The sequence below is a fragment of the Streptomyces durmitorensis genome (assembly GCF_023498005.1).
GTDB lineage: Bacteria > Actinomycetota > Actinomycetes > Streptomycetales > Streptomycetaceae > Streptomyces > Streptomyces durmitorensis.
In genome coordinates, this window is sequence record NZ_CP097289.1 from 811,647 (window position 1) to 833,511 (window position 21,865).

Below are 21,865 nucleotides of genomic sequence, written 5' to 3' on the forward strand. Positions count from 1 at the left end.
CGCTGCTGTCACGTCCCCGGTGTCTTCGCGCCCCTTCGCGTTCAGGTGAGGTTCGCCCAGGGCGTCGATCATCCGCCGGGTACCACTCGGAGCAGAAAGGCCCCTTCCGTGCAACGACGTGACTTCGCAGCCGCCTTGACCGCCGCCCTCGCCACCCCGGCCGTGCTCGGCGCGGCCCCGGCCGCAGCCGCTGACCGCTCGGGCGGCGGGAGCGGGCTTCCGCACCACATGCGGGCGGTCCTGGCGCCGGAGCTCGACGACAAGGGCGCCGCCCACGCCCTCGTCCCGCACCTCTACGACGTCGGCTTCGACTGGCACCCTCCGACGGCCGACCTGAGGGACCTTGACTTCATCGTCGCGTACGGCTTCGGCAACCGGCCCCCGGCCGACGGCGGTGACCCGTCCAAGGTCCGACCCGAACCGGGCCCGGTCAACGAGGAGTTGGCCGACACCGTGGCCCGCATCCGCAGGCACCGCGACATCCCCGTGTACGCGCAGTGGGAGATCGCCCGCTTCCTCGAGTCGAAGCACCACATGAAGAACGTGACCTCGATCGAGCCGGTGATCGCCCCGGACGGCACGATCACCTATCTCAGCACCGACGGCGTCGCCGCCCAGGTGGCCGAGGCCCGCAAGGACCTGCCGGGAGGCATCGGCAGGGCCGGTGTGGTCGGCTTCCGCGACCACGTGAAGCGGTGCGTGCAGACCACTCGGGACCGAGGCATGACGGCGTACGCGCCGAAGGGCTTCAGCATGCCCGGGACGTACGACCCAGAGTCGGGTCAGGCCTGGACGAGGCGCCGGGACCTGTATCTGGTGCACGACATGGCGGCCCAGTGGTCGGTGCTGCGCGAGAAGCTCGTCCGGGAGGCCTATCCCCACGGCTGACGGGCCGACGGCTCAGCTCAACTGCCGCCGCACCAGCTCATGCAACCGCCCGCCCGTGTCCGCCAACAACTGTGCGGGCGGCCCCTGTTGGACGACCCTGCCCTCCGACATGACGATGACGCGGTCCGCGTCCATCACCGTGGAGAGGCGGTGGGCGATGACGATGCGGGTGGCGTTCAGGGCGCGGGTGCTGTCGATGACCGTGCGTTGCGTCTCGTTGTCCAGGGCGCTCGTCGCCTCGTCGAAGAACAGGACGCGGGGGCGGCGGATCAGGGCCTGGGCGATCATCAGGCGCTGGCGCTGGCCGCCGGAGACCGCTCCGCCGCCGGAGATCATCGTGTGCAGGCCCATCGGCATGCGCTTGATGTCCTCGGCGAGGCCCGCCATCGCCGCGGCCTCCCACGCCTCCTCCTGCGTGAACGTCTCGGCGCCGCAGATGCAGTCCAGGATCGAGCCGGTGAGCGGCTGGGCGTTCTGCAGGACGACGCCGCACTGGCGGCGGACTGCCGCCTGGTCCAGGGCCGAGAGGTCCTGGCCGTCGTAGAGGACGTTGCCCGAGACCGGCTTGTCGAAGCCGATCAGGAGGCGAAGGAGCGTCGACTTGCCGCAGCCGCTGGGGCCGACGACCGCGACGAACTCGCCCGGGCGGATGGCCAGGGACACGTCGTCCAGGACCAGGGGGCCGTCGTCCGCGTAGCGGAAGGACAGGCCGCGGGCCTCGATCTCGCCCTGCAGCTCACCCGGCTGCGTGCTCGCGCCCCGTACCTCAGGAGCCTCGTCGAGCACCGGCTTGATCTGCTCGAACATCGGAAGGACCGCGGCCGCCGAGATCAGTGCGCCGGTGAGCTGCGTGACGGATGTCAGCAGCATCGTCACCGCCGTGCTGAAGGTGAGGAACTCCCCTGCCGTGAGGCTGCCGCGGGCCGGGCCCGCGAGGAGGATGAACATGATGAGCGTGCAGAGCGGGAGGTAGACGGAGTTGAGGACCGTCGTCACGTTCTTGATGCGGCCCGCGCGCTGCTGAAGCTCACGGCTGCGTGCGAACTCCCCCGCCCACGCCGCGTACGCGAAGCTCTCCGCTCCCGCGACGCGGAGCTTGGGCAGGCCGCGCAGTGTCTGGAAGGCCTGGTTGTTGAGCTTGTTGCTCAGCTCGATCAGGCGGCGCTGCCAGCGCAGTTCCCACAGGCCCAGGGTCAGGAACACCGCCGCGATCACGAGCAGCATCGCAAGGGCGGCCAGGGCCAGGGGGACGCTGTAGAGCAGCAGCAGGACCAGGTTCATCGCGCCGATCGTGCCCGCCTGGAGCGCCACGGGGCCGATGCCCGAGAGCACCCGGCGGATCGCGCTGACGCCCATCGCCGCGCTCGCCAGTTCGCCTGTGGAGCGGGAGGCGAAGAAGCGGGTGGGCAGGCGCAACAGGCGGTCCCAGACCGCTGGTTGGAGGGCGCTCTCCATACGGCCCTCCATCCGCAGGATGGTGAGGTTCTGGAGCAGCATGAAGGCCGCCGAGACGATGCTCGTGATCATCACCGCCAGGGACACCTGGACGATGAGGCTCTTCTCGCCGTTCGGGACGAACACGCCGAGCACCTGGCCTGTCGCGATCGGCACGAGCGCCCCGATCGCGACCGTCACCAGACCCGCGATCGCCAGATTGCGTACGTCGCCGCCGGTGCCCCGCAGGCTGAAGCGGAACAGGTGCCACGGCGTCAGCGTCCGCTCCGGCAGCGGGCGGTAGAACATGACCCCCTGCGGCTCGAACTCGTCCGCGTTGGTCTTGTCGATGCGCATGCGGCGCCCGGAGGTGGGGTGCACCGATTCGTAGCCCCCGCGCCGCCACAGCAGCGCGACCGGCTGCCCGCTGGCCGCGCGGTGCCCCACCAGCGGCCCCGTGTTCTCACGCCACCAGCGCCCGTCGAGCCGGACGGCACGGGTGCGGATCCGCGAAGCGACCGCGACCTGCTCCACCGGGTCGATGCGGTCGCTCACCGCACCTCCCTCCGCGGCGCCGGACAGCGTGATGCCCGCCGCGTCGGCGACCAGACGACAGGCCGCGTACGTCGCGTCGTCACCGCCCCGCGACGCGCCGCGCCGTGAACCGCCCTTGCCGGAGCGGCCGATGGAGGCGATCAGGGTGCGGTCGGCCTGCTCGCGGACCGTCTCGCCCGCCTTGATGCCGGCCGCCGTACGGTCCTCGTGAGCCCGCTCCAGGCGTTCGATCCAGCGGTCGAGCGTCGACAGGAGCCGGTACTGCTGGTTGACCATCCGCTGCCACATGGCGGCATCGACGAGCAGATCGCCCGTGGCCTCCGCGCTGTAGGCGGAGCCGTACTGCACGCTGCCCGGCGCGACCGGCATCCAGAGGATGTCGTCGTCGGTCACCACGTCGTCGCCCATGGTGCGACCGTCGAGCGGCGCCTCGAACAGGACTCGGTGGCTGCGTCCGATGCCGAGCGCGAAGGCGTGCTCGAGCAGGCTCAGGGCCTGGTCCTGAGTGTCGTACTGACTGGGGAACTGCTGCTCGTAGGCCCAGGTGTCGCCGTAGTCGGGGCGGTAGAGCTCGCGCAGCGGGATGCGGCGCAGCTCGCAGCCCTGGAGGGGGCGTCCGACGAGGGTGTGCTGGGGGCCTTCGACGGGGCCGAGGAGCAGGGTGCCCGGTTCGAGGCGGCCGAGGAAGTGCCAGTGGCCCTGCTGCACGGCGTCGACCGCGAACAGGTCGAGCGCGCCGGCCACGACGAGCCAAAGCACCTGCGGCCCTTCGAGGTGCACGCTGCGCAGGCCTGTGCAGTCGGCCGGTGTGCCGAGCGCGCCGAAGGCCGCGGCCACCGAATCGTCGGTGTACGGGGTGTACTGCTCCGGTACCGAGGTCACCTCAGTGCTCCTTGACCAGGTCGGCGTAGGCTCCGCCGGCGGCGACGAGGTGTTCGTGGCGTCCGCGCTCCACGACCTGGCCGTGGTCGAGGACGACGATCTCGTCGCTGTCGCGCACGGTGCTCAGGCGGTGCGCGATGACGACGCAGGCGCAGCCGCGGCGGCGCAGGTTGTCGATGATGACCTGCTCGGTCTCCGCGTCCAGGGCGCTGGTCACCTCGTCGAGGACGAGGATGCTGGGGCGGCGGACCAGGGCCCGCGCGATCTCCAGGCGCTGGCGCTGCCCGCCGGAGAAGTTGCGGCCGTCCTGCTCGACGCGGCCGTGGATCCCGCCGGGCCTGCGGGCCACGACCTCGTACAGGCAGGCGTCCTTGAGGGCGGCGACGACGGCGTCGTCGGGGATGGAGGGGTCCCACAGCGCGACGTTGTCGCGGATGGTGCCCTCGAAGAGGAAGACGTCCTGGTCGACGAAGGAGACGGAGGCGGCGAGCGCGCCGCGCGGGATGTCCTCCAGGCGCTGTCCGTCGATGCGGATCGTGCCCTCCCAGGGGCTGTAGAGCCCCGATATCAGCCGCGAGACGGTCGACTTGCCGCTGCCGGAGCCGCCGACGAGCGCGACCTGCTGGCCGGGGCCGACCGAGAGGGAGAAGCCGGTCAGGAGCGGCTTGTCGAGGGGGCTGTAGCCGAAGGTGATGTCGTCGAGGGTGACGTGGCCCTTGAGCCGGCGGGTGCTCGCGGCCGGTTCGGGGCGCGAGTAGAGGGTGTCCACGGGGAAGTTCTCGACGTCCTTGAGGCGGGCGACGTCGGCGCCGAAGTCCTGGATGCGGCCCGCGACGCCATTCAGGCGGGTGATCGGCGCGGTGAAGCGGGTCACGAGCGCCTGGAACGCGACGAGCAGACCGATCGACAGGTGTCCTTCGACGGCGCGCAGGCCGCCGATCCACAGGATCAGCGCGCTGTTGAGCGTCGCGAGGGTCGGCGCGACGACGCCGAGCCAGGCGCTGGGCACGCCGAGGCGCTGCTGCTCCTCCAGGGTGGTGGCGTGCTGGCCCGCCCACCGCCGGAAGTAGCCGTTCTCACCGCCGGTGGCCTTCATGGTCTCGATCAACTGCAGGCCGGTGTACGAGGTGTTGGTGAGCTTGGCGCTGTCGGCGCGCAGCTTCTGGGTTCCGGTGGCCCGCAGCCGGATGACGATGCGCATCGCGACGATGTTCAGCAGGGCGATGCCGACGCCGACGAGGGTGAGCTGGGGGTCGTACGTCCACAGCAGGGCCGCGTAGAGGAGCACGACGATGCCGTCGACGCCCGCTGCGGTGAGGTCGCGGGCCAGGGTCTCGGCGACCGCGTCGTTCGACGCGAGCCGCTGGACGAGGTCGGCGGGGCTGCGCTGGGCGTAGAACGTGACGGGCAGGCGCAGCAGATGGCGCAGGAAGCGTGCGCTGCTGAGCGTGGAGGAGATGATGCGCCCGCGCAGCAGGTTCGCCTGTTGCAGCCAGGTCAGGACCACGGTGAGCGCGACCATCGCGCCCATGGACGCGAACAGCGCGCCGAGCAGCGAGGTCTGATCGCCGATCAGGAACAGGTCGATGTACGTGCGGCTGAGCGCGGGCAGTGCCGCGCCGACGGCGACGAGCAGCAGGCTGGCGAAGAGCGCGGCGAGCATGGTGCCCGTGGTGCCGCGAAGGCGCGCGGGCAGGGCCCGCATGACGCCGGGCCTGCGCCCTCCGGTGCGGAAGTTCTCACCGGGTTCCAGGACCAGGACGACTCCGGTGAAGCTGGTGTCGAAGTCCTCCGAGGGGACGAAGCGCCGTCCCTTGTCCGGGTCGTTGATGTGCACGCCGCGGCGGCCCAGGCGACGCCCCATGCCGTCGTAGACGACGTAGTGGTTGAACTCCCAGAAGAGGATCGCGGGCGCCTTCACCTCGGCGAGCGCGGCCGGTTCCATCTGCATGCCCTTGGCCGTGAGGCCGTAACTGCGCGCCGCTTTCAGGAGGTTGCTGGCGCGCGAGCCGTCGCGCGATACGCCGCAGGCGATGCGCAGCTCCTCCAGCGGGACGTGCCGTCCGTAGTGGGCGAGGACCATGGCGAGCGCGGCGGCGCCGCACTCCACGGCCTCCATCTGCAGGACCGTGGGGGTGCGGACGGTCTTCTGCCGCTTGCCCTTCGACGCGGGGCGCGGGGCTGCGCGGCGGCGGTTGCGCTGCGGCGGCTCGGGGCGGTGCCTGCGTCGGCCGCCGGGGGGCGGCAGTTGCTGCTGGTGCGCCGGTGAGGGGTGCGGTGCGGTCACGGAAGCAGCCAATCGATCGGGCGCTGCTCGGCGAGGTGGAAGGCGCCGCTGGCCAGGGTCATGGATTCGAGCGCGAAGGGCGGGCCGCCGTCGGACGACCACTGGTAGCCGGACTTGGCGGACGAGGAGCGTTCGAGCTGCACCAGGACGCCCACGGGTGGCCCGTCCTTGGTGAACTGCCCGGCCAGTTCCTTGTCGCCGAGGAATCCGCTGATCTTCTGTTCGCTCTGTGCGGCTCGTCCGATCGCCTTCACGCGGCCTCGCAGCGTGCCGTACTCCTGGGTGGGCACGGACTGGACCGTGAGGTCCACCGAGGCGCCGACGGGGACGGTGGCCGCGCTGTCCGCGGGTACGTAGATCATGGCGAGGAGGGGGTCGTCGCTGCCCGAGACCCGCTCGACGTTCGCGACGTCGGCGCCGGTGGTGACGACGGTGCCGATCCTGGCGACCAGCGTGGTCACGCGGCCGGCGGCGATGGAGCGTACGACCTTGTCGCCCTGGTCCGTACGGACCTTGAGCACGGGAGCGCCCGCGGCGATCCGTTTGCCCTCTTCGGCAAGGACCCGGGTCACCTGTCCGGTGACGGGGCTCTGCAGGACGTAACTGCCCTGGCCGTGGGTGAGGATGCCGGGCGCCTTGAGCGTGGAGGAGATCGAGCCGGTCACGGCCCAGACGCTCGCGGCGGCCATGACGACGACGGTGACAGCGAGCACGAGCAGGCCCTGGGGTCGGGCGTAGCGCACCGGCAGGTCGAGTTCCTCGGGCGACTGCAGCTTGGACAGGGCCTGTTGACGGAACTGCACGGAACGCTTCCCTTACTTTGCCTGTGGCGTCCGTGAGCCCCGGAACCAGTGGTTCCGGGGCTCACGAATCGTGGTGTCTCAGTGAGCGAAGGCTCAGAGACCGGCGGTCAGGCCGGAGGCCAGGCCCGTGACGGCGCCGGTGTTGAGGCCGGTGACGCCCTCAACGGTGCCGACGACGCCGCCGACGACGCCCGAGACGGGGGCGATGGAGTCAACGGTGCTGGTGACGTTGCCCGCGACACCGGCGACGAGGCCACCGGAGACGTTGTCGAGGTCGGCGTCGGAAATCTCGAGGGTCTCGACCTGGGGGGTGTAGTTCATGGTGTGAGCTGCCCTTCTCATGAATGTTGCAAAGGTGTTTCCAACACTGCGGAACTTGATGTGCGAATTCCGCGGTGGCCAGGATCAAAGCACGTTCGCACGTCGTACATCCAATCGACGAGACGGCGGGCGACGGCGCCCGCGGCGTCGAATCACCGCTGCGTGCAGGCATGTTCACCGCTCGGGAGCAGCTCCTTCACAAGATTCACAGAAGGAAATCCGGTGAGCGGAAGGACTCCCTCCACCAAAGCGGACACTCTCGCACCAAAGCGCAAGTTCTGTGGTCAATGCACGAGACTTTGTGTGGAGCGTTCGCCGAATGGCGTGACTGGGCTGCGTATTCGATGTGCAGGTTTATTGAAGGCGTGCCGAATCATCGCCGAAGGGGACACGGCCCGACGGGCTTCGGCGGCTCAGGCCTCCGCCACCGCACCGTCGGTGGAGGCACCGGAGGCGATTCCGTGGCCGGGCTCAGGCACCGACTCCGGGGCGAGCAGCACCGAGCGGCGGCCGTCGACGCCGACCGGCACGTCGCCGTCGATGGTGACGCGGCGCAGGGTGCGCTCGTGGTCGTCGGAGTCGTCCACTCCGTAGTGCTGCGTCGCGCGGTTGTCCCAGATGGCGACGTCGCCCGCGCGCCACTGCCAGCGGACCGTGTTCTCCGGCCGCTCCACATGTGACTGGAGTACGCCGATCAAGGCGCGGGAGTCGGCGGCCCGGAACCCGCTGAGCTTCTGCAGGAAGTTGCCCAGGATCAGGGTGCGTTCACCGGTCTCGGGGTGCACGCGGACCACGGGGTGCTCGGTCTGGAACGTGACGGCGGTGAACACCTTCCGGTGCTGTTCGAGCGCCGCGGAGGAGGCGCCGGGGCGGGTGGCCGCGTAGTCGTAGTCGTTGGTGTGCACGCCGCGCACGCTGTCGGCGAGGGTGCGCAGCGGCTCGGGCAGGTCCCGGTACGCGGCGGCGGTGTTGGACCACAGGGTGTTGCCGCCGTACGGCGGGATGACCTCGGCGCGCAGGATGGAGAACGCCGGGTAGGCGGGCACGAACGTGACGTCGGTGTGCCACTGGTTGGCGCGGCCGCCGCGTTCGTTGTCGATGCCGAGGGCGTAACGGCCGTCCACGGAGGGCACGGTGGGGTGGGCGACGGGGGTGCCGAGCAGCCGGGCGAAGGCCTCGTGGCTCTCCCCGTCGAGGTGCTGCTGGTCGCGGAAGAAGACGACCTTGTGCTCCAGGAGCGCGGCACGTACGGCGGCCACGGTCACCTCGTCCAGGTCACCGCCGAGCCGGACTCCGGATATCACCGCGCCGATGCGGCCGCCGACTTTCTGGACGGTGAGGGTGGGGCTCTGCACTACAGGTGCGGACGTCATGGGTTGAAATCCCTTCGGTGGGGCGGGCGTTAGATGCTCTCGGAGCGGAACGAAATCAGCGCAGGTCAGACGGCATCGCTGCCCGAGCGAGATGAGACGCGGGGCGCAGGGACGCGAGGACGCACGGCTGCGAGGCTGCGGGGCAGCGGCAGAGACGAGAGAAGCGGCGGTCAGGCCACGCGCAGACGACACGCAGCGGATACGCGGCGGCCCAGGTCTACGTGAAGCCGCGGGACGAGAGGGGTCATCGCGGTCATGTCCAGGAGCATGGCCGCCCGCCGGAAGCGCGGTCAAGGTCTCCCCCGCCCGCTTCACGACCCTGCAACGCGCCCGTCACCGCACGCGTGACGCGGACCACTGCCACTCGCCAAATGCCCTGCGCACAGGGCACGTTGGACCACCTGGCCCGCGAACTCCCCCACACATCCTCCCCTCCCCCGGAAGGCGCAGTCATGCCGCACACCTCCGCACCGCCCACCACCGGTGACGGCCGTCGCGAGGCGAACGTCGCGGCCGTGCTGCGTACCGTCCTCGACCACGGCCCGGTGTCCCGCAGCGCCATCGCCCGGCGCGCCGGGCTCAGTCCGGCCGCGGTCTCCCGGCAGTGCACCGACCTGGCCCGCATCGGCCTGATCCGGGAGGTCCCGGAGCTGGCGGCCTCCGGCGGCGTGGGCAGACCGCAGATCCCGGTGGACCTGACCACGGGGGACGGCGGCGGTCCGGTCGCCGCCGGGATCCACATCGGCGTACCGCGTTCCACCTTCTGCGTGGCGGACCTGCGCGGCCGGGTCCTGTCCCGCGGCGCCTTCCACCACGACGGCATCCCCGCCGGGGAGCTGCCGGACGCGGTGGGGCGCGCCCTGGCCGCGTTCCTCGCCGGGCGCGCGGCGGGCGGCCCGCTCCTGGGGGTGGGCGCGGCCGTCGGCGGCTGGGTGGATCCCGCCACCGGCACGGTCGTACGGCACGACGCCCTCGGCTGGCATCAGCACCCGCTCGGCTCCGGACTCCGGCGGCACACCGGGCTTCCGGTGCGCGTCGACAACCATGCGCGCGCGGTGGCGCAGTCCGAGCTGCTCTTCGGGCGGCCCGCCGCGCGGCGCTCCCTGCTGCATCTCTTCGTGGGCAATGTGGTGGACGCGGCGCTCGCGATCGCGGGTGTCGTGCACCGCGGGCCGCGTTCCGGCGCCGGTGACGTGGCCCATCTCCCGGTGCCGGACAGCGCGGTCGCGTGCCCCTGCGGCCGCACCGGCTGCCTGGAGGCGACGGCGTCCGACACGGCGCTCGCCCACGAGGCCGTCACGCGCGGCATCGTCCCCGAGCCCAGCGCGTCCCTGGTGGTGGACGCGGCGGCGGCCGGGGACCGGCGCGCGGACGCGCTGCTGCGGGAGCGGGCCCGCGCGGTGGGCCGGGCCGCGGGTCTCCTGCTCGACGTACTCAATCCCGACCTTGCCGTGATCACCGAACAGTCGAGCCTGCTCAACCCGGAGTATCTGGAGGAGATCCGCGCTGCCGCGACCGGCCACTCGCTGGTCTGCGACGACCCCGAGCGGATCGTCGGCCCGCACGCGGGACCGGCCGCGCTACCGGTGGCCGCCGCCACCGTGCTGCTGAATCCGCTGTTCAGAAGCCCGCTGCAGGCACTCGGCGACGTCACCTCATGACCAGGGGCGATACGTTCCGTCCGGGGCGGTGCAGCATAATGCGGCCATGCGGATCTCAGCCAGGGCGGACTACGCGGTACGTGCCGCGCTGCAACTCGCCGCGTGCCAGGACGACGGGCCGCTGAAGGCCGAGGCCATCGCGGACGCCCAGGAGATCCCGCACAAGTTCCTCGAAGGCATCCTCAACGACATGCGGCGCGGCGGTCTCGTCCTCAGCCAGCGCGGCGGCAACGGCGGCTACCGCCTGGCCCGGCCCGCCGACCGCATCAGCATCGCGGACGTCATCCGCGTCGTGGAGGGCCCCCTGGTGTCGGTGCGCGGGGTACGCCCTCCGGAGCTGGCCTACAGCGGCCCCGCGGAATCACTGCTCCCGCTGTGGATCGCGCTGCGGGCGAATGTCCGCCAGATCCTCGAGGGCGTGTCCCTGGCCGACGTCGCGGGCGCCGGACTGCCCACCACGGTCACGGCACTCGCAGCGGACCCCGCGGCCTGGACGAACCCTTAGCGCCGGTTGCGCGGGTGATCGCGCGCCGTGCGCTCATTGCCGTGCTTGTACGCACCTGTCCAGCGGGCCATCACCAACTGGGCGTCGCCCGACTCGACCTCGGCGAGGAACTTCTCGGCGCGCGCACCTCGCAGCGTGCCGGCGGCGCGGCCGTGGTGCGTGATCGTCACACTGGCGTCGGCGTGCTGCTCGTAGGTGAAACCAGAAGGTCTTGGCATGGTCGGATGCTAGGCACCCGGGCCGTGGTTCCGTAACCGAATTACGGTGCGACCGCGCGGCGATCCACAGGAAGGGCCCTTGCCCGACCAGCCCCCGCACGATCCCGTATCCCGAGACGCGGGAGTCCGCCCCTTGAACGCCCCCTTGTCGCAGCAGGAGTTCGCGCCCACTATTCCTATCAATCAGGTAGGGAAACTAGGAATCTGTGAGGCGTCCCCGTGACAACGCTGATCCCCTCCGCCTCGCCGCGCGTCGTCCGGGAGCTCGCCGACGACCTCGCCGTCGACGCGGACCTGCGCGACCGGGCGGGCAAGCCCCCGTTCGACGAGGTCTCGCGGCTGCGCGAGGCGGGACTGCCCGCGCTCCTGACGCCGACCGGCCAGGACCGTGCGGACGGCCGGGGCAGCGACTGGCGCACGGCGTGTACGGCGGTCAGGGACATCGCGGCGGCGGACAGCTCCATCGCGGAACTCCTCGCGCACCACCACGCCCTGTCGTGGAGTCCGCGCCTGTTCGGTACGCCGGAGAGCGCCGCCGCGCTCGAACTGCGCGCCGTACAGGAGCAGTGGCTCTGGGGTGGCGACATCGAGCTGCCGGACGCGCAGACGGGCACCGACCTCGCACTCACCCCTGCCGCCGACGGGTACGTCCTGCACGGCAGGCGGCCCCTGACCGCCGGTGTCGCCGTCGCGGACCGGCTCGTCCACACGGTGCGGCGCACGGACAGCGGCGAATGGGCGGTCGTCCACGTGGACCCGGCCCACCCCGGGGTGTCCGCCGAACCGGCGCACGACCTGCTCGGCCAGCGCCTCAGCGGCGCGGGCGGCGTCAGCTACGACGACGTACCGCTGGCCGCGCACCAGGTCCTCGGCACGGTTCCGGTCGACGAGCACGAGATCTCGCCGTTCACCGCGCTCGCGCCGCTGACCCGCCGCCTCCTGCTCGTCCAGGTCGGCCTCGGCAACGCGGAGGGCGCCCTCGCCGAGGCGCGGGACATCAGCCGCGCCCTGCCGCGACCCGGCCCGCTGTCGGCTCTCGACACGGCAGGGGACTGCGGGCCGCCGCCCACCGACCCCTATCTGCTGCTCGCCTACGGCGAGTTGGCGACGGCCGCGCACAGCGCCGCGGCGGTGGTGGAACGCGCGACGGAGGCAATGGCCCGGGGGCTTGAGACCGGACCCGCGCTCGGCGCCGACGAGCGGGCCGACATCGCGTTCCTCGTGGGCGCGGCCGAAGCGGTCACCACGCAGTCCGCCCTGCACATCACCACCCGCGTCCTCGAACTCACCGCCGACGCGCCCTCCCCTACGACCGACCCCGGCCTGGACAGGTTCTGGCGCAACGCCCGCGCCCTGACGGCCCACAGCTCCGCCGCGCACCGGCTGCGCGACATCGGGGAGCACTACCTCAACGGGCTGCGGTAACGCTCCGCCCTGCCCCTTTTCTCCGGTCGGTACGATCTTCGGACACTGGAACCCCGGCCGAGAGAGAAGCCTCCGTTGAACACCGGCAGCTACTACGAGCCCACCGACGAGCACCGCTACAAGCCCACGCCGCACGCCGGAGGCGCCTGGGCCACCGACGAGCAGCACTTCAGCCCGCTCGGCGGCCTCATCGTGCACGCCATCGACCGGTACCTGGCCGCCGGGCCGGACAACGGCCTCGTCCTGTCGCGGATCAGCTTCGACATCCTCGGGCGCCTCGCCCTCGACGAGTGCGAGATCCGGGTGGAGACCATCCGGCCGGGCCGCACCATCGAACTGCTCGAAGCCGTGGTGCTCATGGCCGACCGCCCGGTGGTGCGGGCCCGCGCGTGGCTCCTCGGCTCCGGTGACACCAGTGCCGTCGCCGGGGGCGGTGCCGACAAGCTCACCCCGCCGGAGGCACTCACGCCCTGGCCGATGGCCTCCGTGTGGCCCGGCGGGTACATCGCGTCCCTCGATGTCCGCCCCCTCGCGCCCCCGCAGCCGGGCCGCACGACGGCGTGGATCTCCACCGGACTCGACCTGGTCGCCGGGCGGACCGCGAGCCCGCTCGCGTCCTTCATCGCGCTCGTCGACACCGCCAACGGCATCGCCGTGCGCCGGCAGCCGACCGAGTGGATGTTCCCCAACATCGACCTCACCGTGCACCTGCACCGTCAGCCCGAAGGGAACTGGACCGGGCTCGACACCGCGGTGACCTTCGGCCCCACGGGCCAGGGCATCACCAGCACCGTGCTGCACGACACCGCCGGCCCCGTCGGACACGCACAGCAGATCCTCACCGTCCGCCCCCTGTAGGCCACTTGGTCCATGCGGCCGCAGTCGGGGCTGCGGGCGGGGGCCTCGCCGTACATCGAGGTGGTCGCGGTCATGCTCGACGGCCTACCCACGGCCTGAGTTCGCCCCCTTCACACCCGATTCATGCCGCATGTCGCGTCCATGACATCGTCACACAGTCGACCCACAACGTTCATACAGTGATGCGCTCACCCGTGCCACTCTCCCGTTGGCCCACTTGTCAACTCGCGTAGACCGCAGGTCCTGTTGGAGGGATCCGCGGTGCGCGAGCCTCCGGGAGAGGACACCCCCACATGCCCGTCCCTCACATACGCCGCTGGAAACCGCTCGCCATGACGGCCGCCGCGGTCCTCGTCGGGATCACCGTCCCGGCCGCCGCCGACGCCGCGACCACGGCCCCCACGCCGCCCGCGGCACCCGTCAGCGCCTATGACGACACGTACTACCAGGACGCCATCGGCAAGACCGGTCCGGAGCTGAAGAGCGCCCTGCACACGATCATCAGCGACCAGACCAAGCTCTCGTACGACCAGGTCTGGGACGCACTGAAGGTCACCGACGAGGACCCGGCCAACAGCAGCAACGTGATCCTCCTCTACACCGGCCGCTCGCAGAGCAAGGACAGCAACGGCGGAGACCCGGACCAGTGGAACCGTGAGCACGTGTGGGCCAAGTCCCACGGCGACTTCGGCACCGCGACCGGTCCCGGCACCGACATCCACCACCTGCGCCCGGAAGACGTGTCGGTCAACAGCACCCGCGGCAACAAGGACTTCGACAACGGCGGCAGCGAGGTCGGCGAGGCGCCGGGCAACTCCACCGACTCCGACTCCTTCGAGCCCCGTGACGCCGTCAAGGGCGACGTGGCCCGGATGATCCTCTACATGGCCGTGCGCTACGACGGCGAGGACGGCTTCGCCGACCTGGAGCCCAACGACAAGGTCGACAACGGCAGCGCCCCCGCCATCGGACGCCTGTCCGTTCTGAAGCAGTGGAGCGACGAGGACCCGCCGGACACCTTCGAGAAGAACCGCAACCAGGCGATCTACGACCAGTTCCAGCACAACCGCAACCCGTTCGTCGACCACCCCGAGTGGGTCGGCGCGATCTGGTAGAGCACGCCCCGCTGTTGTGGCAGCGACCTCAAGGTCGCTGCCACAACAGGTGATTGACGGAGCGTCAGGAGACGACGTCGCCCAGCGGCTTGCCCTCCAGGTGGCCTGCGACGTTCTGGATCGCGGCGAGGCCGATGCGGACCAGCGTCTCGCGGGTGACGCCCGCGACGTGCGGGGACAGCACGACGTTCGGTGCCTTCAGGAGGCGCAGCGCGGCCGTCGGCGGTTCGGGGTCGAAGACGTCGATGCCCGCCCCGGCCAGCGTGCCGGCCGTCAGCGCGTCGGCGAGGGCGTCCTGGTCGATGAGCGCGCCCCGCGACGTGTTGATGACGAAGGCCGTCGGCTTCAGGAGGGCGAGGCGTCCGGCGTCCAGGAGGTGGCGGGTGTCCTGGGTGAGCGGGGCGTGCAGGGTGACGTAGTCGGACGTACGCAGGAGCTCGTCGAGTTCGACGTGGCGGGCGCCGCCGAGGCGGGCCTCCGTCTCCGCCGCCACCGGCCTCGGTCCTGCGTAGAGGATGGTCATGTCGAACACGACCGCGCGGCGGGCGACTTCCTCGCCGATGTGGCCGAGCCCGACGATGCCGAGCGTCTTGCCCGAGAGCTCCGTGATGGACTGCTGGAGGCGGGGCAGCGCCCAGTCGGCCTCGACGAGAGCGGTGTGCGCCGGGATCAACTGCTTGGCCAGGGCGAGCATGAGGGCGAAGGTCTGCTCGGCGACGTTCTGCTTCTCGGCGCCGCTCGAACCGATCGAGCAGACGGAGACGGAGCGCGCGCGGGCCGCGTCCACGTCGACGTAGTCGAAGCCGTGGCTCGCGCACTGGACGACTTCCAGGTGCGGGGCCGCGGCGATGTGCTCGGCGGTGACGGGCGCGAGGCCGGTGATGATGACGTGCGCCTCGCGCAGGGCGGCCGGGTCCTCGTCGGCCGACTCGACGACGGTCACGTGCGCCGTCCCGGGGAGCAGCCCGGCGAGTGCGCCTCCGGCGGCGCGGCCGCCCACGTGGGGAGAGACGATGGCGAGGACGTTCTTCTCGGTGGTCATGCGGTCTCCTCGATCAGGTCGTCGGGGGTGAGCGTGGCCGGTCCGGCGTGTCCGGACAGGGCCAGGGTGAGGTCGAGTTCGGCGAGCAGACAGCGGATCACGTGGTCGACGCCCGCCTGGCCGTCCAGGCCGAGACCGTAGGCGTACGGGCGCCCCACGAGGACGGCCTCGGCGCCGAGCGCGAGCGCCTTGAAGATGTCGTCACCGGTGCGGATCCCGCTGTCGAACAGGACGGTGAGCCGGTCGCCGACCGCCTCCACGACGCGGGGCAGGGCGTCGGCCGCCGCGACGGAGCCCGCGACCTGGCGGCCGCCGTGGTTGGAGACGACCACCCCGTCCATGCCCGCGTCGGCGGCGCGGCGCGCGTCGTCCGGGTGCAGCACGCCCTTGAGCACGATGGGACCGTCCCAGTTCTCGCGCAGGAACGCCAGGTCCGGCCAGGTCTTCGCGGGGTCGGCGAACATGCCGACGAAGTGCATCACGGCGGCGTTCGGGTCCTCGTGCACCGGCTTGGCCAGGCCCGCCTGGAACGCCGGGTCGCTGAAGTAGTTGGCGGTGCCCACGCCGTGCAGGAAGGGCAGGTACGCCTGGTCGAGGTCGCGGGGCCGCCAGGCCAGGAGCGGGGTGTCGAGCGTGACGACAAGGGCCGTGAAGCCCGCGGCCTTCGCCCGGTCCAGGAAGCTCTTGGTGACGTCACGGTCCTTGGCCCAGTACAGCTGGAACCACCGCTGCGCGTCGCCCATCTCCTTGGCGACCTGTTCCATGGGGGTGCTGGACGCCGAGGACAGGATGTACGGGACGCCGCGGGCCGCTGCCGCGCGGGCGGCGGCGGACTCGCCCTGCGGGTGCATGATCGACAGGACACCGACGGGCGCGAGGGCGAGCGGCGCGGGCAGCCGGTGGCCGAGCACCTCCACGGACAGATCGCGTTCGTGTACGTCGCGCAGCATGCGCGGCACGATCCGGCGCCGCTCCAGTGCCGCGCGGTTGGCGCGGGCCGTGCTGCCGTTGCCCGCGCTTCCGGAGACATAGCCGACGGGGCCGGGTCCGAGCCGCTGCTCGGTCAGCTCCTCGAGCCGGGTCAGGTCGGTGGGCAGGCGGGGTACGGCGCCGGTCATGCCGTTGAGGTAGATCTCGTACTGGAAGTCCGCCCAGTTCGGCTGTGTCATGTGGTGGGTCCCGTCCGGTGGCGTGAGACTGCGTGAGACAGCAAGACAGCAAGCCAGCACTGTCTACCCGACGATCCTTGCCACAGTGACAAGTCCCGTCCATGGCCGTACGCACCCTTTTCCGATGGGACTATCACTCTGTGACAAACAAGCGGGAACGCGTCCGGCAGGAGCTCCTGGCCGACACCCGCCTCGTCGAGGCGGTCGTCGACGCGGTGCACGAACAGGTTCCGGCGTACACGGCGCTCGACGGCAGCAGGTTTCCCGAGGTGCGGGCCATCGCCGCGTGGGCGACGGACCGCCTCCTCGACCACTGGGTCACCGGCGGCGCGATCGGTGACGCCGATCTGCGGCGCTTCCGCGGGATCGCGGCGGCGCGGGCGGCGGACGGCCGCCCCTTGCAGGCCGTCCTGCGCGCCTACCGGGTCGCGGCAGCGGTGCTCGCGGACGAGGTCGCGGCCCGTGCGCCGCAGCTGTCCGCGAAGGACGCCTTCGCGCTCGCACAGCTGCTGCTCACCGCCATGGACACCATCTCCGAGGAGATGACGACGGCGTACGCGGCCACCAGTGAACGCCTCACGGGTGACCGCGACAGGTCGCTGCAGCTGCTGCTCGACGACCTGATCGCGGGCCGCCACGCGTCGCTGGGCGCGCTCGGCGCGCGGGCGTCACGTCTGGGTGTGCAACTCCCGGAACGCTACTGCCTGTTGGTCGCGGAGCCGATGGACGCCCGGGCCCTGGACGGCGGCTCGTCCGACATCTCCCTCGCCACGTCGACCGCGCTGCTCACGGCGCTCGACGGCGGCGGGACCCGCGGCACGTCCCTCGCGACGACCCACGGTTCGCGTGCCGTCCTGCTGCTGCCTGCCGCGTCCGCCGAGGCCGTGCCGGACGTCCTGCGCAGGCACTCCTGGCGCGGCTGCGTGATCTCGGGCGAGAGCCTGGACCGCGTCGCGGTCGCCCACCGCCTCGCCGCGGGCGCCCTGGACACCGCTCCCCCGCACGCCCACCACCCCGAGAGGGTCCTCACCGACGCCGACGCGCACGTCCTGGCCCTGCTCGCGGGCCACCCCGTGGTCAGCCCCGACCAGATCGGCCGCATCGTCCTCGGCCCCCTCGTCGACCGCGCCCAGCGCCACCTCCTGGAAGCCCTCACCGCGTACGTCGACACCGGCTCCGCCAATGCCGCGGCCCGCGAGCTCCACCTCCACCCGCAGTCGGTGCGCTACCGCCTGCGCCGCGTCCGCGACCTCGCGTCCCGCGACCCCCAGGACCCGTGGCAGCGCCTCACCCTGGACATCGCCCGCACGATCGTCCTCGGCGGCCGGAGCGGATAGCTCCCCCTGTCAGGCCGCCGCCGCATCGCGTGTGGCGGCGGCGAGTTCGGCGCGCAGGGCCGCGAACCGGGGCGCGCCGCGCAAGGCGGCCACATCGGTCGTCTCCGCGCGCGGCAGGGGGACGGCCACCTCGTCGATCACGCGCCCGGGGCCCGCGGCCATCACCAGGACCCGGGAGCCGAGCAGTACGGCCTCCTCCGCGGAGTGCGTGACGAACAGGACGGTCGTTCCCGTGACGGTCGCAAGTGTCCTGACCTCCTCCTGGAGGCGTTCGCGGGTGAGCGCGTCCAGTGCGGCGAACGGCTCGTCCATGAGCAGGATCTGCGGTTCCGTCGCCAGGGCCCGTGCGATGGCCACGCGTTGCTGCTGTCCGCCCGAGAGCTCCCAGGTGCGGCGCCCTGCCATGCCCGGCAGCCCCACCAAGGACAGCAACTCCTGGATTCTGGCGGCACGTTCGGCGCGTACGACGCCGTGCCGCGCCAGCGCGAACGAGAGGTTGCCGCCCACCGTGCGCCAGGGGAAGAGGCGCGGCTGCTGGAAGACGACACCCACCTTCCGGCGCACCTCCACCGTGCCGGTGGCGGGCCGCTCGAAGCCGGCCACCAGCCGCAGCAGTGTCGTCTTGCCGCACCCGGACGGCCCGACGAGCACCACGAACTCGCCGGGCTGCACGGCCAGGGACACGTCGGATACCGCCGTCACCGGCGCCTTGGCCGTGCCGTAGCGGACGCTGACGCCCGACAGTTCGATGTCGGACGCGGTCGAGTCGATGTCTGACGCGGTCGAGCCGGTCTCAGCCTGCTCGGTCTCAGCCTGCGACACGGGCCAGCTCCTTCACCGCGAGGTCCTTCTCGAAGGCCGACCGGTCCGGAACCGCGTCGATGGCCTTCTGCGCCTTGAGGAAGCCGGCCGCGTCGTGCAGGTTTCCGGCGAGCGCTCCCGGAGCGCCGGGCCTGCCGAGATAGTCCGCTCCCCGCTGCTGCTCCGCGGTGAGCAGCACCAGTTGGGCAAGCTGCTTCCTGGCCGCCTCGGGGCTGAGGTTGAGCTCGGCGCCGATGGCCTCCGCGGCCTTGTCCGGGTCGCTCTTGGCCAGCTTGACGGCCTGGTCCTCCGCCTTGAGCCAGGCATCGACGATCTTCGGGTGCTCGGCCGCGAACGCGTCGGTGACCACACCGAGGTCGGCGGTGGGCTTGCCCTGCTCGGCGAGCTGACGGCTGGTGACCAGGACCTTCCCGTCCTTCTTGAGGTCCGTGAGGGTGGGCGTCCACACGTAGGCGGCGTCGATGTCACCGCGCTGCCAGGCGGCGAGCGCGTCCTGCGGCTGAAGGTCGACGAGCGACACGTCGGAGGCCTTGAGACCGGCCGAGTCCAGTGCGGCGAGGAGGGAGTAGTGGGCCGTCGACCCGAAGGGTGTGGCGATCTTCTTGCCCTTGAGCGCCTTGACGGACGCGATGCCCTTCTTGGCGACGAGTGCCTCGTTCTCGCCGATCACGTCATGGATCCACAGCACCTTGTACGGGATGTTGAGCGGCGCCGAAAGACCCTTCGTGACCGGGCTCGACCCGGCAAGGGCGAAGTCCACCGACCCGGCGATCACCGCCGTGTTGACGTCCGCCCCCGAGTCGAACTTCACCCACTTCACCTCGGCCTCCGGCAGCGCCTTCTCCAGGAGCCGGTGGTTCTTGACCACCAGATCGGCGTTGGGTATCGCCTGGTAGGCGATGCGGACCTGGGTCTTTCCACTGCCGGATGCGGCATCGGCGCCGTCGCCGCAGGCGGTCGCGGTCAGTGCGACCAGTGCGGTGGCCGAGGCGAGGAGTGCGGTGCGGCTCAGGTGTGAGGGCATGACGGTTCCTTCGTACGTTGACGTGGAGCGGGAAGGCGGGAAGAAGAGGGCAGGAAGAAGAGGCGCGGGAGCAAGGCGGTCGGGGCGTCAGAGGCGCCCGCGCCACGGCACCGCCACCCGCTCCACCCCCTTGAACAGCGCGTCCAGGAGGATCCCGGAGAGGCCGATGGCGATGATCCCGGCGATGACGACGTCGGTCTGGTTGTAGCGCTGGGCATCACGGATCATGCCGCCGATGCCGGGTACGCCGTTGACGGTCTCGGCGGCGACGACCGAGGTGTACGCGATGCCGACCGCGATCCGTACCCCGGTGAGGATCTCCGGCAGGGCGGCGGGCAGCCGTACGGAGAGGAGCAGCGCCACGGGCCCGGCGCCCAGCGCCCGCGCGGCCTCCACCAGGTCGCCCGGCACCCCGCGTACCGCGGCCGCGGTGGCCGCCGCGATGGGCGGCAGCGCGGCGATGACGAGCAGCCAGATCTTCGGGGTCTCGTCGATGCCGAACCAGATGACGAGCAGGGAGAGGTATGCCAGCGGCGGCAGCGTGCGGAGGAAGGTGACCGCCGGTTCCAGGACCACCGCGAGCGGTTTCACCACGCCGATAAGCAGCCCCAGCGGGATCCCGGCGAGAGCCGCGTACGCGGTGCCGATGCCGATCCGGCGCAGCGAGACGGCCAGGTGCTCGCCGAGCAGGTGGCCGCTGAACCCGCGCACCCCGTCGTGGACGGTCGACGCCTGCACGAAGGCGTGCCACACGTCCCCCGGCGACGGCACGAGGACGCGTGGCCAGACGCCTGCCACGACCACCGCCTGCCAGGCGGCGAGGAGCACGGCGAGCGCCAGGAGCCGCAGCGCCGTCCAGCGCAGGGGCGCTGCCTCGGCCCACGTACGCCGTGCGGGCCGCGCCGCTGCCGAGGACGCGGGCCGGGTGTGCTCTTCCGCGTTCTTGAGCGGGTCCGAGTTCTTTAGCGGATCCTTGTTCTTGAGCAGGGTCACGCCGCCGCCTCCGTGAGCGCGCGCAGCCGGGGTGCGACTTCTTCGCCGACCCGGTAGGCCTCTTCGAGGTGCGGATAGCCGGACAGGACGAACTCGTCGATGCCGAGCCCGCGGTACTCGAAGAGCCGCTGGGCGACCTCGTCGTGCGAGCCGACCAGCGCGGTGCCCGCACCTTCTCGGACGAGGCCGATGCCCGCCCACAGGTTGGGTGCGACGGTCAGGTTCTCGGCCGAGCCGCCGTGCAGGGCGGTCATCCGGGCCTGCCCGGTGGAGTCCATGCGGGCGAAGCGCTCCTGGGAGGCGCGTACCGCCTGCGGGTCGAACCCGGCGAGGATGCGGTCGGCCTCCGCCCACGCCTCGGCGGCGGTGTCGCGGGTGATGACGTGCAGCCGGAGGCCGAAGCGCAGGGTGCGGCCCAGGAGCGCGGCCTTGTCGCGCACCCTGGCGATGCGTTCGGCGAGCGCGGCCGGGGGTTCGCCCCACAGGAGCTGCACCTCGGCATGGCGCGCCGCGACCTCCTCGGCGGCCGGGGAGGCGCCGCCGAAGTAGAGGGGGACGTGCGAAGCCGTAGCGGGCGAATCCAGTCGGGCGCCCTCCACCCGCACATGGCGGCCTTCGAGGTCGACCGGCTTGCCGTCGAGCAACTCGCGTACGACCTGCATGAGTTCGCCGGTCCTGACGTACCGCTCGCTCTTGGGCAGATGGTCGCCGTACGCCCGCTGCTCGGCCGGGTCCCCGCCGGTGACCACGTTCAGCGCGATGCGGTCGCCGAACAGGCGGCGGAAGGTGTCGGCCTGCTGGGCGAGCAGCGTCGGCCGGGCGAGCCCCGCGCGGAAGGCGACGAGGAAGCCGATCCGCTCGGTGACCGCGGCGAGGGCCGGGGTCAGCACCCAGGGGTCCACACAGCCGAGACCCACGGGAGTCAGCAGCTTGGCGAAGCCCGACTGCTCGGCGGCGCGGGCGACTTGGGCGAGATACCCGAGGTCGGCGGCGCGTCGGGTCGCGGTGGCGGTGCGGCCCTGGACGGCGGTGACACCGCCGGGGTCGCGGCCGTCGCCGCCGGTGGGCAGGAACCAGTGCAGCACGGGGGCGGCAGGGGAGGACATGCTGGGGCACCTCGGGAGAGAGCGGACGCGGGCGGGCCGCCCCGCGT

Annotated in this window: 19 protein-coding genes; 7 read left to right on the plus strand and 12 right to left on the minus strand. The window is 71.7% G+C overall.

Features of this window, described 5'->3' with window-relative positions:
- The first annotated feature begins 108 nt into the window (after positions 1-108).
- The gene (locus M4V62_RS03525) at positions 109-888 is read left to right on the plus strand and encodes a hypothetical protein (RefSeq protein ID WP_249585720.1); all 780 of its coding nucleotides are present in this window, start codon (positions 109-111) and stop codon (positions 886-888) included.
- A gap of 12 nt (positions 889-900) precedes the next feature.
- Here the strand turns inward: M4V62_RS03525 and M4V62_RS03530 are convergent, their stop codons facing one another.
- From M4V62_RS03530 to M4V62_RS03550, 5 genes are all read right to left on the minus strand, one after another.
- A complete protein-coding gene (locus tag M4V62_RS03530; RefSeq protein ID WP_249585721.1) occupies positions 901-3,759 on the minus strand; it encodes an NHLP bacteriocin export ABC transporter permease/ATPase subunit in 2,859 nt (952 codons plus the stop codon).
- 1 nt (position 3,760) lies between these two features.
- The gene (locus tag M4V62_RS03535; RefSeq protein WP_249585722.1) at positions 3,761-6,046 is read right to left on the minus strand and encodes an NHLP family bacteriocin export ABC transporter peptidase/permease/ATPase subunit; all 2,286 of its coding nucleotides are present in this window, start codon (positions 6,044-6,046) and stop codon (positions 3,761-3,763) included.
- Entirely contained in the window at positions 6,043-6,849 is an 807-nt protein-coding gene (locus tag M4V62_RS03540; RefSeq protein ID WP_249585723.1) for a biotin/lipoyl-containing protein, read from the minus strand. The genes M4V62_RS03535 and M4V62_RS03540 overlap by 4 nt, the downstream gene beginning before the upstream one ends.
- A 93-nt stretch (positions 6,850-6,942) precedes the next feature.
- Complete coding sequence (locus M4V62_RS03545) at positions 6,943-7,170, minus strand: type A2 lantipeptide (protein WP_249585724.1); 228 nt, start codon at positions 7,168-7,170, stop codon at positions 6,943-6,945.
- A gap of 413 nt (positions 7,171-7,583) precedes the next feature.
- Positions 7,584-8,543: a TauD/TfdA dioxygenase family protein gene (locus tag M4V62_RS03550; RefSeq protein ID WP_249585725.1), complete on the minus strand. Its 960-nt coding sequence runs from the start codon at positions 8,541-8,543 to the stop codon at positions 7,584-7,586.
- Positions 8,544-8,995: 452 nt separating this feature from the next.
- On the opposite strand from M4V62_RS03550, the gene M4V62_RS03555 reads away from it, so the two are divergent.
- Complete coding sequence (locus M4V62_RS03555) at positions 8,996-10,204, plus strand: ROK family transcriptional regulator (protein WP_249585726.1); 1,209 nt, start codon at positions 8,996-8,998, stop codon at positions 10,202-10,204.
- 46 nt (positions 10,205-10,250) lie between these two features.
- Complete coding sequence (locus tag M4V62_RS03560) at positions 10,251-10,709, plus strand: RrF2 family transcriptional regulator (RefSeq protein ID WP_249585727.1); 459 nt, start codon at positions 10,251-10,253, stop codon at positions 10,707-10,709.
- Here the strand turns inward: M4V62_RS03560 and M4V62_RS03565 are convergent.
- Complete coding sequence (locus tag M4V62_RS03565; RefSeq protein WP_249585728.1) at positions 10,706-10,927, minus strand: hypothetical protein; 222 nt, start codon at positions 10,925-10,927, stop codon at positions 10,706-10,708. The genes M4V62_RS03560 and M4V62_RS03565 overlap by 4 nt on opposite strands.
- Before the next feature lie 219 nt (positions 10,928-11,146).
- On the opposite strand from M4V62_RS03565, the gene M4V62_RS03570 reads away from it, so the two are divergent.
- The 3 genes from M4V62_RS03570 to M4V62_RS03580 all read left to right on the plus strand — a co-directional run bounded on the left by M4V62_RS03570 (position 11,147) and on the right by M4V62_RS03580 (position 14,325).
- Positions 11,147-12,352 carry an acyl-CoA dehydrogenase family protein gene (locus tag M4V62_RS03570; RefSeq protein WP_249585729.1) on the plus strand — a complete coding sequence of 402 codons (1,206 nt, stop codon included), beginning with the start codon at positions 11,147-11,149 and terminating at the stop codon, positions 12,350-12,352.
- 75 nt (positions 12,353-12,427) lie between these two features.
- Positions 12,428-13,210 (plus strand): thioesterase family protein, encoded by a 783-nt coding sequence (locus M4V62_RS03575; protein ID WP_249585730.1) that lies wholly within the window; start codon positions 12,428-12,430, stop codon positions 13,208-13,210.
- Positions 13,211-13,542: 332 nt separating this feature from the next.
- A complete protein-coding gene (locus tag M4V62_RS03580) occupies positions 13,543-14,325 on the plus strand; it encodes an endonuclease I family protein (protein ID WP_425574980.1) in 783 nt (260 codons plus the stop codon).
- A 64-nt stretch (positions 14,326-14,389) separates the two neighbouring features.
- Here the strand turns inward: M4V62_RS03580 and M4V62_RS03585 are convergent, their stop codons facing one another.
- The gene (locus M4V62_RS03585) at positions 14,390-15,367 is read right to left on the minus strand and encodes a 2-hydroxyacid dehydrogenase (RefSeq protein ID WP_249585732.1); all 978 of its coding nucleotides are present in this window, start codon (positions 15,365-15,367) and stop codon (positions 14,390-14,392) included.
- Positions 15,364-16,536, minus strand: a complete 1,173-nt coding sequence (locus M4V62_RS03590) for a lactate 2-monooxygenase (protein WP_249585733.1) — start codon at positions 16,534-16,536, stop codon at positions 15,364-15,366. The genes M4V62_RS03585 and M4V62_RS03590 overlap by 4 nt, the downstream gene beginning before the upstream one ends.
- Positions 16,537-16,676: 140 nt before the next feature.
- Between M4V62_RS03590 and M4V62_RS03595 the strand changes: the two genes are divergently transcribed.
- Positions 16,677-17,873, plus strand: a complete 1,197-nt coding sequence (locus M4V62_RS03595; protein ID WP_249585734.1) for a PucR family transcriptional regulator — start codon at positions 16,677-16,679, stop codon at positions 17,871-17,873.
- A gap of 9 nt (positions 17,874-17,882) precedes the next feature.
- Here M4V62_RS03595 and M4V62_RS03600 read toward each other — a convergent pair whose 3' ends face one another.
- From M4V62_RS03600 to M4V62_RS03615, 4 genes are all read right to left on the minus strand, one after another.
- Positions 17,883-18,695: an ABC transporter ATP-binding protein gene (locus M4V62_RS03600; protein WP_425574974.1), complete on the minus strand. Its 813-nt coding sequence runs from the start codon at positions 18,693-18,695 to the stop codon at positions 17,883-17,885.
- Positions 18,682-19,719: a taurine ABC transporter substrate-binding protein gene (locus M4V62_RS03605; protein WP_249585735.1), complete on the minus strand. Its 1,038-nt coding sequence runs from the start codon at positions 19,717-19,719 to the stop codon at positions 18,682-18,684. Before M4V62_RS03605 ends, M4V62_RS03600 begins: the two co-directional genes overlap by 14 nt.
- 87 nt (positions 19,720-19,806) lie before the next feature.
- Complete coding sequence (locus tag M4V62_RS03610; RefSeq protein ID WP_249592683.1) at positions 19,807-20,583, minus strand: ABC transporter permease; 777 nt, start codon at positions 20,581-20,583, stop codon at positions 19,807-19,809.
- Positions 20,584-20,708: 125 nt separating this feature from the next.
- Positions 20,709-21,818, minus strand: a complete 1,110-nt coding sequence (locus tag M4V62_RS03615) for an LLM class flavin-dependent oxidoreductase (RefSeq protein WP_249585736.1) — start codon at positions 21,816-21,818, stop codon at positions 20,709-20,711.
- Between the last annotated feature and the right edge of the window lie 47 nt (positions 21,819-21,865).